The organism is Nostoc punctiforme PCC 73102 (assembly GCF_000020025.1).
Classification (GTDB): domain Bacteria; phylum Cyanobacteriota; class Cyanobacteriia; order Cyanobacteriales; family Nostocaceae; genus Nostoc; species Nostoc punctiforme.
Genome location: NC_010628.1, coordinates 4,062,687 through 4,080,363 on the forward strand (window position 1 = coordinate 4,062,687; position 17,677 = coordinate 4,080,363).

The following is a 17,677-nucleotide window of genomic DNA, read 5'->3' on the forward strand; positions in this document are numbered from 1 at the left end:
ACTGATAATTGGAAGGTTACAATTCTTATACTAATGTGCATTTTCTATTCAGGTGTCGCCAAAGGGTTTTACCTGCTGGGATTTTCAATTGCCCGTGGCAGTATGTCAAGGGTTGACAAATATATCTCATCATTTTGCTAATATCATCCCACAGAGGTAATGCAGGTGAGTTGGGATGGAGAAATTAGCTAAACCAGTACGATTTTGGCTGTGTGCAACTATCATATTTGTGGGTTTGATAGGTTGCGATCGCTTTATTGGTACTTCTGGAGAACCAGTTGAGCGAGTGAGTGATGGCGATACTATAGTAGTCAAAGATACCAACGGCAAAAATTTTACCGTGCGCTTTGCTTGTGTAGACGCGCCAGAAATAGCCCACTCTAATAAAGAAAAGCAGAGTAAACGCACTAGCGATCGCAATCAATTTATTTGGGGTGTGAAAGCCCAAGAACGGGTACAACAACTGGTGCAACAAGGAGGCGATCGCGTGACTTTGAATATCACAGATAGCGATCGCTATGGACGCAAAATTGCCGAAGTCCGTTTACAAAATGGCACTTTTGTGCAGCAGATATTGTTAAAAGAAGGATTGGCAAAGGTATATCGTCCTTACTTAAACAAGTGTCCTAGCAAAGACTTAGTTCAACAGGCCGAAGCTGAAGCCAAGGAGCAACGTGTTGGGATTTGGAGTGACACTAAATTTGTTAATCCTTGGGAATATCGCAGCCTATCAAAAAAATAAAAACTCTGCCTGTTTCTAATTGAATGCACTACATTTTTTGGCATTGCATATTTGCGCGATGAATTAGCAACTTCCAAATTAAAAAACATTCAAAAATCTCATACAACAATCCTCTCTCTTCTTCATCTCTCTGTGCCCTCTGCGCCTCTGTGGTTTGTTTTCTTGGATAATTTATTTCTTGGAAATCTCTTAGCAACTTCCAAAATTACCCCTGCGCCCTGCCTGCCTCACTCCTCTTTCCAAGTTTGCAGTTGAAAATAAATTAATACCAGCGTCACTGCTAGTAACACCGTTGCTGCTGCTGCTGCATAACCAAAATCAAACTGACCAAAAGCCTCTTGATAAATGTAGTAAACCAGCAGATTAGTCGAATTCAGCGGCCCGCCGCCAGTCATGACAAAAACTTGCTCAAAACTCCGCAATGTAAAAATCGCGGTAGTAATGACTGCAAATATCACAGTAGGGCGCAATCCAGGTAGAGTAATATACCAAAATTGTTGCCAAGCATTTGCTCCATCCAAATCTGCTGCTTCATAACGGCTCGGAGGAATTGCTTGCAACCCGGCTAAAAAAACTACCATATTGAAACCGAGTTGTTTCCAAATACTCATTAAAATAATTACTGGCATTGCCCAAAATGTATCTCCTAGCCAGGGGATGGCTGGAATGCCAAAAAAATCTAAAAGTCCGTTAACTGGCCCTGATGTTTGAAAGAGCCAGCGAAATCCCAAACCGGCTGCCACAAGTGAAATAATCGAAGGTAAAAAGTATGCACTCCGCATAATGCCCCGCAAAGGAATAGAGCGGTTTAATAGCACTGCCAATCCCAAGGAAATAACTAAACTGGGAATAATGGTGGCAACAGTAAAATAAAAGGTGTTACCTATAACTTGCCAAAAGTCAGGGTTGAGTAGCAAGCGCCAATAGTTTTTTAAGCCTATCCAATAAGTACCTTTTAAGGTGAAACTACCAGCAGTAAAGCTGAGGTAAAACAAATAGGCGATCGGCCAAATGATAAAAACGCCTAGTAAACTTAGTGCTGGTGTGAGAAAAGTCCAGGCAGCTACTGTATCATTATCCAACCACGACTTAGTAGTATATATTTTTTTTGGCATCTATAATTTTTCCTCTTAGCTGTTTATGATCCTCCGCCCTGATTCTACCCTTAGCTTGGTTTCTCCTCGTATTAGCGATGTCTACGACGGGCTACGCCTACGCTTGGGTAAGCTCTTGGTTCATAATTATCTCTACTTAGAGTTTTTAGAGGATGTTTTAAAAGTCCTCTTGTCGCTAACAAAACGTTTCAGATCCCCCTAAATCCCCCTTAAAAAGGGGGACTTTGATTCCGGTTCCCCCCTTTTTAAGGGGGGCTAGGGGGGATCAATAAGTGCCTAAAATCACAGTAAACTACTTTTAAAACATCCTCTTACTTAAAGCTAATCCTAATTTGAGCGACTCTGTTTTTTGAAAAAAATTAGATCGTTCCGCTTCGCTACACTCTAAAAGGGTAAAAGAAAGAAGGGTAGAGGGCTAAAGAACTAAAGTATAAAGGGCTACTGAAGAATCCTCCCGGCAGCGCACACAATACGAAAACCAATATCGTTGAAGCGGTAGTCGCGCGAGTCGTTGCCGCGATACGCGGAACGGCAGTACTCAGGACTGTCGTCCCAGGAACCGCCCCGCAGCACTTGAAATTCATTATCATTATCTATCCATGCACTTCCATCAGTAGGCGCTCCTTTATAGCTGTCATGCCAAGTATCTTGGCACCACTCCCAGACATTCCCGTGCATATCACATAATCCAAAGGCGTTGGGTGGAAAACTTCCTACTTCTGTTGTTTGTTGACGATATTTTCCCTTTGGTGCAGAAGCGTAAGTAGAATTTCCATCGTAGTTGGCTAACTCAGTTGTAATCGTCTCACCAAAGTGAAATGGTGTATTTGTGCCAGCACGACAGGCATATTCCCACTCTGCTTCACTTGGTAGGCGATATTCGCGCCCAGTCTTTTGACTCAGCTTTTTGCAAAATTCTACTGCATCATTCCAGGACACTGTTTCTACAGGACGTTTTGCTCCCTTGAAGTTGGAGGGATTGCTACCCATTATTTGCTGGTACTGTTCCTGAGTCACTTCAAACTTGCTTATAAAGAAAGCAGGTACATTTACAGCGTGTTGTGGGTTATGACCAGTTTCCCCGGGTGGTGAACCCATCTTAAATGAACCAGCAAGAATCTCAACCATCTCCAGAGTTATGCCATTACCTAAGTCCTCCTTAAAGAACTTAGCTTGTTTGGTAGGATCTCGTTTAATTACCTGTCCCTTTTCATCTACTGTTACCGTTTCAAACTTAAAGGTTTCAAGCTTAACGGGAATATATTTGGATGATTGGCCCTTAAAAATTTCACTACCTACTACTGCTGTCACCAAACCTACACGTCCCAAACCAGCCCACTTCAAAAACTTTTGTCGGGTAATTCGCTCTTGAGTCGGTTGAGTGGGTTGAGCAGGTCTTGGCTGCTGAATCGGAGATTTAATCAATTCTTGGCTTGCTACAACTCTGGTTTCAATTGCAGTGATGTCCGTTTGTTTAAGTCCTAGAGTCCGTTGAAGTTGCCTTAACCTCTGTCGAACATCATCACTATCAAGGGAATTCCCTGCTTCAATTGTTTTAGTTAATTCCTGCTCATACTGCTGTAATTTTTGGCCGTATTCTGCTTCCTCTCGCTGCCTTTGTTTTTCTGCCTCCTGCTGCTTTAGTCGTACAGCTTCTTGTTGTTGCCGTTGTTTCTCTGCCTCCTCCTGTCTGATTCTCTCTTGCTGTTTCCGGGATTCTGATTCTGAAGATGATTGAATAATAATTGCTTCGAGTTGAGCTATTTCCGCATCATTTAGTTCTAAAACTTGCTGAAATCGTCGCAACTCTTCACGAGTAGCGTCACTAAGAGGATATTCAAACTGCATCGACTCTCTAAACACCTCTTCATACTGCTGAAGCTTTTGCCGATGTTCCTCGATCGCAGCAACAATTGGATTTTCTATTGCAGTCACATTCTCAGCAGTCAGATTCAACGCTTGATGACGTTGGGTTAGTTGAGAGCGTTTGAAACTACTGAGCGGATATTCTTGTTGAACAGCTTCTCTAAACTCTTGCTCATACTGCCGCAAGTTTGCTTGATACGTTTCAATCTCCGCATTAATCCGCCTCTCGATCGCCCCCACATCCCCTTCACTCAACCCCAACGTCTGCCAAGTTTCCTGCAACTGTTTCCGCGTCACCTCATCTGGATAATGCTGGCGCTGCGTCGCCTTCACAAACGCCTGCTCGTACTGCTGGAGTTTTTGATGATAGCTTTCAATCTGCGTGGTGATTTGTGCTTCAATTGGGGCAACATCTACATCCGTCAGTCCCAAACGCTGCTGTTGTTGGCGTAAATCATTCCGCGTTGCCTCACTAAGGGGATATTCCTGCTGCGTGGCAGTAAAAAACAGCCGTTGGTAGTCCTGGAGTTTCTGGCGATATGCCTCTACCTCAGCCGTAATCTGAGATTCTATCGCCGCAATATCCCCATTTGCAAGTTCTAATTGCTGCTGGGTTTGCCGTAAGCGATCGCGGCTTACTGTACTCAGGGGAAACTCCTGTCGCAGTGCTGTTGTAAACGCTTGCTGATATGCTTGGAGGTTTTGCTGATGTGTCTTAAACCGTGCAGTTACTTGTGCTTCAATCGGCATCGTGTCTTCATTTCGCAGCCCCAAAATTTGCTGGAGATTTTGCAAATCGTGGCGATCGCTATCTGTAATTGTCTCATCTCGCTCCAGTAGTTCAGTAAACACCTGCTGATACTGCTGGAGTTTTTCCCGGAAGTCATTGCGATACGGTTCCAACACCTCATCTTCAACCGCCTTCGCCTCAGTTGTCTCCAATCCCAAGCGAGTCCTCTGATAATCTAGTGTGCGACGACCAACAAGAGAAATTTCGCCTCGATGAATAAATCGCGCAACTTTTTTACGGTATCGCTGTCTGGGATCGCCCGGAGCCACCTTTGCCAGTCGAATTTTAAAACCTTCTCGAATTGCATAGATTTCCGGCTTCATTGCAGGTTGAACTTCTCGCACCTTCTGACTTGCGTATTCATGGAGTTCATCGATAGAGATAAACTCATCTTGATCGCGATCGGCTTCTCCCGACTTGATACCTTCAATCAAAAAACGAGTGTAAATCGATAAATCTTGTCCCTCTTGCTCAAAGGAATATTGAGTCGAGGTAGAAGAAGTCAATACTGCTCGTCCTTCACCGCCTAACTGCTCTCGGATGTCAATCGTGCCGTCATCTTTGGCAGACATACCCTCAGCAAACGCGCCACTAAAGCAGCTATCTAGGATTACTACCTGCCGACGGGAGCGGCTTTCGCTCATGCGATCGTGAATGAAATTGGCAGACACCGACGTTGAGCGAATCAATTCGCCCTGCTGCGTTTTACTGGTGTTACGAGTCGCCAGATAGAGCCTACCGCGATCGTCTTTGATGCCGTGTCCCGAAAAATACAGCAACAGCAAATCATCTTTGTGCCGACCGGAGAACAGCGTTTCGATCGCAATTTCTACAATTTGTCGTTCAGGATTTTTTAGCAGGGTAATATCTGACGCAGCAAACCCGCCCATCTCGCTATGCAGCAGTACCTCACAAACTGCTTCCACATCTCTAACTGCACTGGGCAAAGGGTTCAGCCCTGGCTCATACTCACTGACCCCAATCAGCAACGCTACCTTCGCCATTTAATTTACCTATGCTGCGATCAAATCCTATACGGCTTTAATCTCTGTATTGTTTCATTTATACCAAGTTTTAGAATATTATCTCTATCAACCGGACTAGATTATAAGCAAAATTTAATCAAGCGTAGGCGTAGCCCGTCGTAGACATCGCAACATAGAAAGAGACACTGCTAAATTACAGCAGTTTTCATATATTTGAATCACACCTGTCGTAAGGGCGCAAGGTCTTGCGCCTCTATCGCGTGGTCTATTTACTACGATTTAGTAGAGCATTTCATTAATCCATAGCAAATTAAATTTGGCAATACCCTGCAATGTTAATGCATCGGCTGACAATGCCAATACATAGGGTAACAATACCAATGTATCGGGTAACAATGCCAATACATCGGTTGACAATGCTAATGCATCGGGTAACAATGCCAATGCATCGGGTAACAATATTAATGCGTCCTTTTGCATTAAACAAGCTACGCTTTTACACAAAAGTGTACGTATTATATCTTTTTGGCATCTATAATTTTCCCTTTTAGCTGTTATGACCCTCCGCCCTGATTCTACCCTGAGCTTGATTTCTCCCAGTATTAGCGATGTTCGCCAACAAGTCGCCCCTTTAAAGCTGGGAATTATGGCTTCTGGGAATGGCAGCAATTTTGATGTAGTTGCTCAAGCTATCCAAGATGGACAACTAAATGCCCAAATTCAAGTTTTAATTTACAATAATCCCTCGGCGAAAGCAGCCGTCAGAGCAGCTAATAGAGGTGTAGAAGCTGTTTTATTGAATCACCGCAACTATAAAATCCGAGAAGAGTTGGATGAGAAAATTGTGCAGACATTGCAGCACTACGATGTGGAATGGGTGATTTTGGCGGGTTGGATGCGATTGTTAACGTCAGTTTTCATTGATGCCTTTCCTGACAAAATTATTAATATCCATCCTAGTTTGTTACCTAGTTTCAAGGGAATCCATGCTGTAGAACAAGCCTTGGCATCTGGGGTAAAAATTACTGGTTGTACGGCGCATATCGCTTGTTTAGAAATGGACAGTGGCCCAATATTGATGCAAGCCGCAGTACCAGTATTGCCAGATGATACAGCAGAAACACTCCACGCCAGGATTCAAATTCAAGAACATCGAATTTTGCCGCTAGCGATCGCTCTGGCAGCTTCTTCGTCAAAGTCATTTTTTTAACGTAGACGCAGAGGCACAGAGAAGCCAGTGCGTTGGGGAGACAGCGCCGTGGGCGGGTTTCCCGACTTGAGGCGACTGTCGTCGGGTTCCCCGACTTGTAGCAACTGGCGCGACACAGAGAAAAGAAAGAGAAGGAAAAAATTGCTTAACTGAACTGTAGTGGTCTATAAATCAATACAGTTCAGATAAGAGCAAAACACTTGTAGAGACGGCGATTTATCGCGTCTCAAAACCCCAAAATTTTTGCCAGTAGCCCTTAAATGAACCGTATTGGTCTATAAGTAAGTTTTCGTAACGTGCATTAATCCCTGGTTGTTGACAGTATTTATGATTCATTATCAAACCACCAAGGGTCATTAGTCGCATTAGTTTTAATTAAAATAGCTTTTTTTCGCATGAACCGTTTCAGCGCTGCTGCACCCATGCGCGATCCTCCCATCCCAGAGAATTTGAAAGCGTTTTTCTCTCCCTCGTGCATGATGGCAGTGAGTGCAGCATCGTTGATACTAATAGCACCTGCTTCTATCTGCTGGGCAATTTCTAAGGCTTCAGCTTCCGAGGCAAAAACAGCAGCACTTAATCCATAAATTGAATCATTTGCTAAAGACACCGCTTCCTCAACTGTGGAAAAAGGCATTATTGGCATAATGGGGCCAAAAGTCTCTTCCGTCATCACTTTCATGGAATGATTAACCTGGGTAAGCACTGTTGGACGACACCACCAACCCCCGCCTAAGTCTTCAATTACACCACCGCAGTGAATGACTGCTCCCTTTTCTACTGCATCTAGGAGATGATCGCTAATAATTGCGGCTTGTCTTTCAGCGATGATGGGGCCAATTTCTCCACTTTCAACAGTGGGGTAGGCTAGCCCAAGGCGATGTGCTTTGGCTACTAGTTGATGGTAAAACTTTTCAAATATGGATTCAGCAACATAAATCCGCTCAATTGATAAGCACGACTGTCCAGTGTTGACGACGGAACCCCACAAGATTGCTGAGGTTGCTAATTCTAAATTGGCTGATTCTAAAACGATCGCAGGATCTTTTCCCCCTAACTCCAAAAAAGCTGGAATAAACCGTTTAGCAGCCGCTTCTGCCACTTTTCGCCCTGTTGCGACACTACCTGTAAAGCATACTAAGTCTACATTGTCAATCAAAATAGATCCGGTTGCGCCTGCTCCTTCAATAAAAGTTAAGACATCGCGCAATTTAGGGACGGCATTGAGTGCTGTTGTCATTGGTGCAACGAAGCGGGGAGCTATTTCACTGGGTTTGACAATGACGGCACAACCCGCCAACAATGCCGGAATGGTATCAATAGTTGAGAGCAACAGTGGAAAATTCCACGGGCTAATTATCCCAACTAGGGGGTAAGGAACGGATGTTTGTTGTAAGGCGATAAATGGAATTGCTGTGTTTTTTGCAGAGTCTTGCAGCAATTCTGGTGCTAACCTACACCACCGATCGATGCTAGAGAGGAAAGAGTCTATTTCTAATATTGAGGTTGATAATCTTCCCGTATCATTTACCAGAGCTTCCGTTAAGCGATCGCGCTCTGATACTATCGCTGCCTTCCACTGCTGTAAAGCTTCGATTCTCCCCTCTAAACCCAGCTTTTGCCAGCTAACTTGCGCCCGGCGCGATCGCTTGCATTGCTGTGCTAGCAACCTTGGGGGTGGCGGGATAATTACGTAGTCAAATTTGCCAGTTCGGGGATTGCGGACTTCTATTGGTTTTGTCATTTGTCATTGGTTATTGGTCATTAGTCATTTGTCATTGGTCAATAATTAATAGTTATTCTTCCCCTGCTCCCCATTCCCCATTCCCCAATTCAAATTATCCCCAGTTGGGCTAACCGATCAATTGTGGCTTGCTGGGTTTGCAAAAAGTGTTTACGGTCTATTTCTCCCTCCAGCATAGTATTAGCTGGGTAAAAGTGTGATTGGTGATAACTTTCGGCGTATAGTTCAAAGCGTTGGCGGGCAAGTAAATTATGTAACCCCGGCCGGCGGCGATCGCGGCGTAAGGCTCCTAAATCAATCTCGGCAAATGCTGCCATGCTCTCGCCTGCACCTGTTTCGGCTAAAACGATTCCCCGATGGTCGATGATTTTAGAGCCACCATCAGCCGAAGCTATGGGGATGGCAATATTAGCGATGCCTGCGGTATTGGCTGAAACTACGTAAGCCATGTTTTCGACGGCGCGAGTGATTTTTGCCGCGTCTTTGGGAGTGAGGTTTTTGTTGTATACTTCCGAAGTGGAATGGACAAAAATCTCTGCTCCTCGCATCGCCAGACACCTTGCCACTTCTGGATATAAAATTTCTTCTGATGCTAAAGCTGCTAAATTACCGATCGCAGTTTTGGCTACAGGGAAAACTCCCTCTAAACCATAACAGTCAAGATATTTATCCCAAACATCATGGGGAGTGGGAGCAAATAAAGAATTTAGCCGCCGATACCGCAAGACGATTGAGCCGGAGGGGTCAAGAATAAAACAGGTTTGGAAGTACAATCCAGGAAAGTTGGGATCAACTTCGTAGGCGTTACCAGCTAAGAATATTTTATGTTTTTGGGCAATTTTACCCAGCGCCTCATACTCTGCACCAGCCATTTCTATACAGGCTTTTTCTGCCCATCCTGCGAGACTATCTCCCATTGGGAAACCCGTGAGGAAATATTCTGGCAGTACAATTAAACGACAATCAAAGCCAATAAAAGCGATACTGGCAGCAATTTGTTGAGCTAGGCGGTTGATGGAGTTTTGCATGAGCGATCGCGCTTCGTGGCGATCGGTTGCTTGGTTGACTGCATGACAGGTAACTTGGAGTGCCAAGGCCCGGAATGAGTTGAGATTATCAGTATTATCTGCCATGCTGTATCCAAATTTTTTTACTACCTTATAGAATACGATCGCCACCCCAGAGCGATCGCACTAATTTATCCGTCATTTCTGCCCCAAATAGCCGCACAGCAATTTGGTTGTCTGGGTCGCGTTCTGCAACAGTACGGCGCACAAATAAGTCACGCTCAGATAAAGCATCCCGTTCTGATTCTGCTACTGGTTCAGCTTCATCTACCCAACCTAGCCAACGATCTATCATCTCATGCGCTAGCGTGTGGATGCGAGCAAGTGTCTCTTCTGTAACTGGACTGGTGTAACACAAACTAGTATGAGATTGTACCTGACGGATATACAGCGTTTTGCTAATATACTGCTGAAAACGTGAATCTTTCAGGAACGCCAGATATGTCTGGTTCACAGGTTCGTAGTAACGATCCAAATAGTCGAGGTCAGTGAATAGATCGGTGCGAGAGACGTAATCTATAAAAAAGAACAGTTCTGGAACCGTGGCAAAGACAATAGCCAAATGAGGAACATGAATCTGCGACTTGAGCCAAACAGTTAGGTGCATATTGCAAAAGCCAGATTTAGGTTCGCGTAACCATGAATGCACAAGCCAATCAATTTCTGGACCAGAGAAGGTATTGACCGAGCCGTGCGCTTCTCCAATCAAGGCAGAGTATTTTTTAAAATTCTCGGTAGACGGATCTGAATGTAATTCAAAACGAGCGTCTATTTTCTCACGGAGTTCATTTGTCCAACCCCACAACTGCTCAAATAAGGCTGTATTGTCTACATTAATTTTCTGCTCAAGCACTGTTTGTACCCTTTTAGATCAGAATGCAAACAAACATAATATAAAAGCAAAAAACCAGCATCTAGCTTCTGCCAGAATTCTTTCACTGAGCCAAAACAACTGTAAATGGCGTGGAATTATTGTTTGCTTCTCCTGTCTTTGGATAAACTTAATTTAAATCAAGAACTTCGGGTAGAAGAGAGAATGTCAAATTTCCGCGATCGCACAGAGTCAAACACCGATAAAGTTTTACTCATCGGAGTTACTGGCGGCACAGGTGGAAATGTCGTTAAGGGATTTCTCGAACAGGGAGTTACCAACCTGCGAGTCATCACTAGAGAAATTGATCTTAATCGTCCAACTCTTGCAAAGCTCAACAATGCCGGAGTTGAACTGGTAAAAGCCAACCTCGACGATAAAACTTCTCTCATAGCAGCCTTTGCAGGAATTTCGGCTGTTTACTGCCACGCCACTTCTGCGGACTCCGCTAAAATTGACCCGCTAGAGGTGGAGAGAGCAAGGCGAGTTGCACAAGCTGCCAAACAAGCTGAAATTAAGCACTTTGTCTACAATTCCGCAGGTGGGGCGGATAGGAATTCCGGAATCCCTCGCATTGAGCAAAAGTATCAAGTAGAGGAAATTCTCAAAGAAGCGGGCTTACCTACTACTATGTTGCGAGCCTGCTTGTTTATGGAGGAGTTTTGGAAGAAGTACACGCGACCTTCTATTATCAAAGGTAGTTTTCCGTTTTCAATTCAGCCAGATAAACCCCTTCATCTAATTACAACCAAGGATATGGGCCGCGTTGCTGCCTACGTAATTAAACATCCCACCAAGTATATTGGTCAAGAAATTGAGCTAGCTGGCGATGTGCTGACTCCAAAACAGATGGCAGAGGCATTCTCCCAAGCGCAGGGGCTAAAAGTTGTCCATAAAGAGACACCTGCTTGGATTTTCTTACTCTTGCTGCAAAAAGAACTGTTCGATTTGATTCAGTGGTATCGCAAAAAAGGTTATCAAGCCGATGTCCAGCGTTTACGAGAAGAGTTTCCTGGACTTCTAACAACATTTAGTGAATTTTTGGCAGAAACTCACTGGTCAAATGCGGAACTTACCTATGAGAGTCTGCGATCGCATTAGTACACTGTGGCAAAAGTTTGCTTACCTTTAACCAGTTGCTCTGAGCAACTGATTAAGCCGGAATGAGTTGAGATTATCAATATTATCTGCCCTGCTGTGTCCAAATTTTTTTAACCATGCCTAGGGTCGTCTATGCCTACACCTCCCCAGAGCGATCGCACAAGTTTATCTGTCAACTCAGAACCAAACATCTGTGCGGCAAATTTATTACCTGGATCGCGTTCAGCACTGCTACGGCGCAGCGCCAAATCACGAGCTGCCAAAGCTTCCCGTGCATCTTCTGACACTGGTTCAGCTGTATCTACCCAAGTTAGCCAGCGATCGAGGGTTTCGTGTGCAAGTGTGCGAATCAGTTCGAGAGTTTCCAAGGTGGGTGCGCTGGTGTAGCACAAGCTAGCAGGCGATTGAAATAAGCGAATATAGGCGCTTTTGCTAGTAAATGCCTTTAAGCGCGAATCGTCTTGCAACTTTAAGAATGTTTGATTAACTGGCTCATAGTAGCGATCGAGATATGCCAAATCGGTTAAAAGCTCAGTTCGGGGGATGTAATCTATATAAAAGAAAATATTTGGTAACGTGCCAAACTCAAAGGCTAAATGAGGAACCTGAATATGCGACTTCAACCAAGTGGTGAGACGCATCGTGCTAAAGTTTGATTTTTCGGGGTTTCCTAGCCACGAATGAACTAACCAATCAATTTCTTTCCCGGAAAAAGCTGTGAGCGAACCCTTCATCTTGCTATCGAGACTGCTGTATTGCTGTAAACCTTCTACAGAAGGGTCTGGATGTAACTGGAAACGAGCCTCTAGTTTTTGGTGTAGTTCTTTTGTAATTCCCCACAACTGCTCAAATACAGCCTTATTGTCTAGATCGCTTGGTTGCTGAGTCATAGTTTGAGTTTGCGGTTTTTCTATAAACTTTATATTTAGTTTGACACTCTTCGGCATCTAGCTCTTTGCTCATATCGAGCAACCCATTCATCGAATTCAGGACTGTGGTAAACAGTTCATCAACTAGACATAATACAGCTATTGCAGCAATCTGTATTAACCGATGATTTCTCAACTGGCTCTTAATTTAGATGAGTATTTTCAAATAGATACAGGAATTATATTTAATTTTTGAAAAAACTCAGTACCACGAAAAGAGCCTTATTTCCCGTTGCCTTTTATCTTCTAAGCTAAATTAGTATGGCTACGCCACGTTGCGCGAACAGAAATTAAAACCACTTCTTATAGTCTATTCTCCTTCCATTTAAAAAATATTCTATGCCATTATCGTTATATTTATATACAAACATGTCAACATAGGATTATCAATAGATTTATTCCGTATTAATACTGGCTAAATCATATTTAAAAAAGTGTTAGATTTAGGAATGTGCAATTATAATGTATCTAAGAAAATAGTATAAAATGCGCCTGCTTTACAAACTTAGATTTGTTTCTTCTCAATTAGTAACTGTAACAGTCCTGCTGACATTATTCTTGTTTATCCCTCAAGTTTTTCTAAATTGGCAAGCATATTATAATTTCAATAGTATTATTAAAAATGAATTTAAACTACAAACACTGAGTGATAAAATTACTTATTTTGATGAAGTTTTAACAATGTCAGCCCGGATGAATGCTGCTACAGGTAACTCTGCTTGGGAACAACGATATCGTCAATTTGAGCCTAAACTTGATATTGCTATTAAAGAATCTATTAAGCTGGCTCCTAAAGCATATCAAAATGAGGATGCCCAAAAAATTGATGCTGCTAATCAGCTTTTGGTTACAATGGAATATCAATCTTTTGATTTAGTGAAGAAAGATCAAAAAGGGGCGGCACAACTACTACTTTCTAGCAGAGAATATGAAACTCAGAAGCGTATTTATGCTGATGGTGTTGCCAAAAGAAACCGTAATATATCACTTCAGTTACAGCAGAAGATTGATGAATATTATACAAAAATATTTTGGGCAGTTTTAGAATCTATTATAAGTTTAGTACTGCTGATTCCGGCATGGCTTTTAGTATTGAATTTATTGCAGCAATATTTAAAAGCTAAAAAAATTGCTCAAGCTGCCTTAGAAGAAACGAATTGTAGGTTGGAAATGCAAGTGGCAGAGAGAACGGCAAAATTAGAATATAAAAATCTTCAACTACAACAGACACTACAAGAATTGCAATACACTCAAGTACAACTTATTCAAACTGAAAAAATGTCCTCATTAGGCCAGTTAGTTGCTGGTGTTGCTCATGAAATCAATAATCCAGTTAATTTTATTCATGGTAATCTGATACATCTTAAAGAATATAGTCAGCAATTACTAACTTTAATTAAGCTGTATAAACAAGAGAATTTTAATTACAACCCAGAAATAACTACTCTGATTGATGAGATAGATTTAGAGTTTATTATTGATGATATGCCAAAAATATTATCGTCAATGGAAGTTGGTACTGAGCGCATTTGTGAGATTGTGCTAACTTTGCGGAACTTCTCGCGTCTTGATGAAGCAGAAATGAAATCTGTTGATATTCATGAAGGAATTAATAGCACACTATTAATTTTACAGCATCGTCTTAAAGAAAATCATAAACAGCAAGAAATTGAAATAATCAAAAATTATGGTAATTTGCCCCTTGTTGAATGTTATGTAGGAGGATTAAATCAGGTGTTTATGAATATATTTAGTAATGCTATTGATGCTTTGTATGAACAGAAAGGAGAGTATTTAATAGGAAAGGTTAAAAAACATCTGAGTTCTATTATTGTCTATACTCAAGTGAAGAATGAAGAGTATGTAATTATTAGTATTAAAGATAATGGGCCAGGAATAACAGAGGAAGTTAAAACTAGATTATTTGACCCTTTTTTTACTACTAAACCTGTAGGTAAAGGCACTGGACTAGGATTATCTATTAGTTACCAGATTATAGTAGATAAGCACAAGGGAAAAATCAACTGTATTTCTGCATCAGGTAAGGGTACAGAGTTTGTGATTGAGATTCCTATCAAGCAGACGCGGTAAGCAAATATATAAATTCTTTCGTTTAGCTCAATGAACCGTATTAATCTGTCCCCTATATTTCTGGAATATTCATAACTCTATGCTAATGGTCTAACTTAAATTGTCACTCGAAAAGATATATTATTTGTAGTCACAGCTTTGACATAATATTGCAATAGCTTTGTCAATCCGATCTGCAATAGTTTACTCATCAAACCGTTTAACGGAACTAGGCAGGTAATCCCTGCCTTTTTTAATCAATGCTTTCTAGCACTGCATTCCCTTACTATTATAATTATGGGTGATTCCCCTTTACCTGAGAATTACTAATAGAAAATCCTCGACGCGTGGGTTTAATATTAGCTAATTTCACCTGAAAACTTACCTTGTCATTCATTTCACCGCTTCTTGCTTCCAAAGTCCACTTACCAGGACGTAAATTCCAAAATAAAGAATTAGCTGAATTTGTATCTAACTTTTCACCATTGAGCCACCATTCAACAGGTGCAGATTTATTTCCCGCTAGCTTAAATTCGAGTTTTTGCTTCGTTTCTTCACCTGGATACAGTAAAAATAAGTCGCCATGATGCGGGGACAAAATTCTCAAATTGGTAGAAACAAGACTCGATTGCTGTTGTTTTGCCAACCACTCGTTATACTCTGGTGGTAAGTTAAATTGATTGTTACCTTCGTAGGCAATTTTATCTTCTGGATAGAAATATTCCTGCACAACTGAGGTACAATCTGATGTCGGCCGTAATCCCGAAATTGCACAAATAGGTAATTGTATTAAACCTTCTGGAGGTGGAAAAGCTGCTGGTTCTTGATGTTCGTGCAGGTGTAACATAATCCGATTCCACAAGGGTGCAGCCCCTGTCACACCTGAAACTTGTCGCATCGGTTCGCCATTGAAATTGCCTACCCAAGTAGCGACGGTGTAATCAGTAGTGAAGCCAACTGTCCAAGTATCACGAAAATTGGAAGAAGTGCCAGTTTTAACGGCAACAGGAAAGGGTAAATTTAACACAGAGTTTACACCAAATGCTGTGGCACGAGCATGATTATCACTGAGTATGTTAGTAATTAATTGCCATATCGTCGTTGAATTTTGGATATTACATCGCATATTTGGTGCGCTTTCAGCGCAACTTGAATTTTGGATTGGAGAATCAGAAAATGTGCTTACTAAAGGGATAGACTCTCCAAGTCGTGCCATAGTAACGTAAGCTCTAGCTAGTTCCCATAAACTGACTTCGCCGCTACCGAGAGTTAACCCTAAACCGTAATGTTCTGGGGTTTGATTGAGATTTTCAAACCCAAGTTGATGCAATCGTTCTAAAAAAGTCTGCACACCTACTTTTTCTAAAACCCTGACTGCGGGTACATTCAACGAATTTGCTAAGGCGATTCGCACCCGCACAGGGCCAAGAAAGCGTTCCGTGTAATCGGTTGGGCTGTAAAGTCTCGCGCCGGGAATTGCATAACGGGCGGGAACATCTGCCAAAATGGTATTTGGGCGAATTAAACTTTTTTCTAAAGCTAATTCATAAACAAAAGGCTTGAGGGTAGAACCAGGTTGACGTAGCGCTTGCACTCCATCATTGCGTCCTAGTTTTGCTTGATTAAAGTAATCAGGCGAACCGACATAAGCCAATACCTCACCAGTGTGGTTGTCAATTACCAACGCAGCTGCATCATGAACATTATTAGCGGCTAGGGAAGAAATCACCTGCTGCACCTGTGCTTCTACAAACTGCTGTAAAGGGCGATTTATAGTTGTGCGAATAACGGATTTATCTCCCCAGCCTTGCTTTTCAAGAGGAGTTGGGGGGATTTGATTGGCTAACCAAAATAAAAAGTGTGGTGCGGCGATAATTCCTCGTGGGCGAGACTGAAACACAACTTTTTCGGTTTGTGTTCGGGCTGCTGCGATCGCTCCACTAATATATTTTTCCTCTACCATACGATTGAGGACGTATTTTTGTCGCTGCTTCAACCGTTCCCAATGTTCATAAGGATTAAAATATGTGGGATTATTGGGGATAGCAGCCAACAAACTAGCTTGAGCAAGATTTAACTCACTCGCTGGGATGGAAAAATAAGTCTGCGCGGCTGCTTCCACACCATATATATTCCCGCCCATTGGTAGCCGATTAATATATGCAGAGAGAATTTCATCTTTATTCATCCCTGCTGTTAACCGCCAAGATAGCCAAATCTCTTGCAGTTTACCAGAAAAGCTGCGGGGGACGGGATCTAACATCCGTGACAGTTGCATAGTAATAGTGGAAGCGCCGGAAACAATTCGTTTCGCGTGGATAGCTTCTTTGCTGGCGCGGATAACAGCTTTCATATCCAACGCGCCGTGATGGTAAAAGCTGCCATCCTCGGCGGCTAAAATAGCATGGATAAACTGGGGCGAAACTTGATTTAGCGGTACGACTGATGTATGTTCTTGGTCACGGGTGAGCAATGTTCCTAATGGTAAACCATTGCGATCGCTAAATTGCATTGCCAGTTGATTTTGGGCAATATCTGCGGCTCGAACGGGCGCAAAATACGGTAATAAGCGTATAATCAGGCAGATTACCAGCACAGCTAGGATAAATTTGCTACTGTGTTTAATTTGGAGTAGCGATCGTAAAATTAGTTTCATCAGGGAATCCCTGTCAAGAAAACCTACCTTAATTTTGACGCAGCGATTACATTGATATCAGTAAATATGTCAAATCCTTAATAATTTATTTGAAATCACTTAGCAGATGTAAATTAATATTTGCAGAAGTTAAATACTGATTCATAGTTAAGAATTGTAGTGATTTTTAGGAACAATCACATAGAATTAGTTATCTATGTAAATAAACATAGTTAAATCCAAACTCTAGGTAAAAAATAGTCAGATAGCATCCTTTATTTGTTTTGGCATTGCCAACTCAAGAAGGTATGCAAAGTTTTGTTAGCTATAAGTTGTAAATTTTTTATTTTGAATTATTAAAAATATGATTATCAGATTTTTACACCGTTTACACAATAAAATTCTATATTTCTTACTTAGCGTTCTTGGCATACTTAGCGGTAGCCTGCGGCAAGCCGTTCGCGTAGCGTCTCGTAGAGAAGCGTCTACGTTAAAAAAAATTAGCCATTCCTCACGCCAGAAGAGAAGGATACAGTTTCTTCTTCTCTTTA

General features: G+C 42.1%; 11 protein-coding genes and 2 pseudogenes. 4 read left to right on the forward strand and 9 right to left on the reverse strand.

What is annotated here, in order from left to right:
* The first annotated feature begins 175 nt into the window (after positions 1-175).
* Positions 176-742, forward strand: coding sequence for a thermonuclease family protein (locus tag NPUN_RS16560; RefSeq protein ID WP_012409690.1), 567 nt, complete (start codon positions 176-178; stop codon positions 740-742).
* Between the two features lie 227 nt (positions 743-969).
* Here NPUN_RS16560 and NPUN_RS16565 read toward each other — a convergent pair whose 3' ends face one another.
* The 4 genes and pseudogenes from NPUN_RS16565 to NPUN_RS16580 form a co-directional block, all read right to left on the reverse strand.
* Positions 970-1,857 carry a carbohydrate ABC transporter permease gene (locus tag NPUN_RS16565; RefSeq protein WP_012409691.1) on the reverse strand — a complete coding sequence of 296 codons (888 nt, stop codon included), beginning with the start codon at positions 1,855-1,857 and terminating at the stop codon, positions 970-972.
* Positions 1,858-2,295: 438 nt separating this feature from the next.
* Positions 2,296-3,105: pseudogene (locus tag NPUN_RS43340) on the reverse strand (formylglycine-generating enzyme family protein); the annotation flags it as partial.
* 1,776 nt (positions 3,106-4,881) lie between these two features.
* Positions 4,882-5,517: pseudogene (locus NPUN_RS43345) on the reverse strand (caspase family protein); the annotation flags it as partial.
* Between the two features lie 261 nt (positions 5,518-5,778).
* Positions 5,779-5,979 carry a hypothetical protein gene (locus tag NPUN_RS16580; RefSeq protein WP_041565461.1) on the reverse strand — a complete coding sequence of 67 codons (201 nt, stop codon included), beginning with the start codon at positions 5,977-5,979 and terminating at the stop codon, positions 5,779-5,781.
* A 76-nt stretch (positions 5,980-6,055) separates the two neighbouring features.
* Between NPUN_RS16580 and purN the strand changes: the two genes are divergently transcribed.
* Positions 6,056-6,709, forward strand: a complete 654-nt coding sequence (purN, locus tag NPUN_RS16585; RefSeq protein ID WP_012409693.1) for a phosphoribosylglycinamide formyltransferase — start codon at positions 6,056-6,058, stop codon at positions 6,707-6,709.
* 325 nt (positions 6,710-7,034) lie between these two features.
* Here purN and NPUN_RS16590 read toward each other — a convergent pair whose 3' ends face one another.
* The 3 genes from NPUN_RS16590 to NPUN_RS16600 form a co-directional block, all read right to left on the reverse strand.
* Positions 7,035-8,453 carry an aldehyde dehydrogenase family protein gene (locus NPUN_RS16590; protein ID WP_012409694.1) on the reverse strand — a complete coding sequence of 473 codons (1,419 nt, stop codon included), beginning with the start codon at positions 8,451-8,453 and terminating at the stop codon, positions 7,035-7,037.
* An 89-nt stretch (positions 8,454-8,542) separates the two neighbouring features.
* Complete coding sequence (locus NPUN_RS16595) at positions 8,543-9,586, reverse strand: nitrilase-related carbon-nitrogen hydrolase (RefSeq protein WP_012409695.1); 1,044 nt, start codon at positions 9,584-9,586, stop codon at positions 8,543-8,545.
* Between the two features lie 25 nt (positions 9,587-9,611).
* The gene (locus NPUN_RS16600) at positions 9,612-10,373 is read right to left on the reverse strand and encodes a red chlorophyll catabolite reductase (RefSeq protein ID WP_012409696.1); all 762 of its coding nucleotides are present in this window, start codon (positions 10,371-10,373) and stop codon (positions 9,612-9,614) included.
* Between the two features lie 105 nt (positions 10,374-10,478).
* Here NPUN_RS16600 and NPUN_RS16605 point away from each other — a divergent pair, with 105 nt between their 5' ends.
* Positions 10,479-11,492 (forward strand): NmrA family NAD(P)-binding protein, encoded by a 1,014-nt coding sequence (locus tag NPUN_RS16605; protein ID WP_012409697.1) that lies wholly within the window; start codon positions 10,479-10,481, stop codon positions 11,490-11,492.
* A gap of 110 nt (positions 11,493-11,602) precedes the next feature.
* On the opposite strand, the gene NPUN_RS16610 is transcribed toward NPUN_RS16605, so the two are convergent.
* Complete coding sequence (locus NPUN_RS16610; RefSeq protein ID WP_041566225.1) at positions 11,603-12,382, reverse strand: red chlorophyll catabolite reductase; 780 nt, start codon at positions 12,380-12,382, stop codon at positions 11,603-11,605.
* Positions 12,383-12,907: 525 nt separating this feature from the next.
* Here NPUN_RS16610 and NPUN_RS16615 point away from each other — a divergent pair.
* Positions 12,908-14,512 carry a sensor histidine kinase gene (locus tag NPUN_RS16615; RefSeq protein ID WP_012409699.1) on the forward strand — a complete coding sequence of 535 codons (1,605 nt, stop codon included), beginning with the start codon at positions 12,908-12,910 and terminating at the stop codon, positions 14,510-14,512.
* 274 nt (positions 14,513-14,786) lie between these two features.
* On the opposite strand, the gene pbpC is transcribed toward NPUN_RS16615, so the two are convergent.
* On the reverse strand, positions 14,787-17,147 hold the full coding sequence (pbpC, locus tag NPUN_RS16620; protein WP_012409700.1) for a penicillin-binding protein 1C: 2,361 nt from the start codon (positions 17,145-17,147) through the stop codon (positions 14,787-14,789).
* Positions 17,148-17,677: the final 530 nt, after the last annotated feature.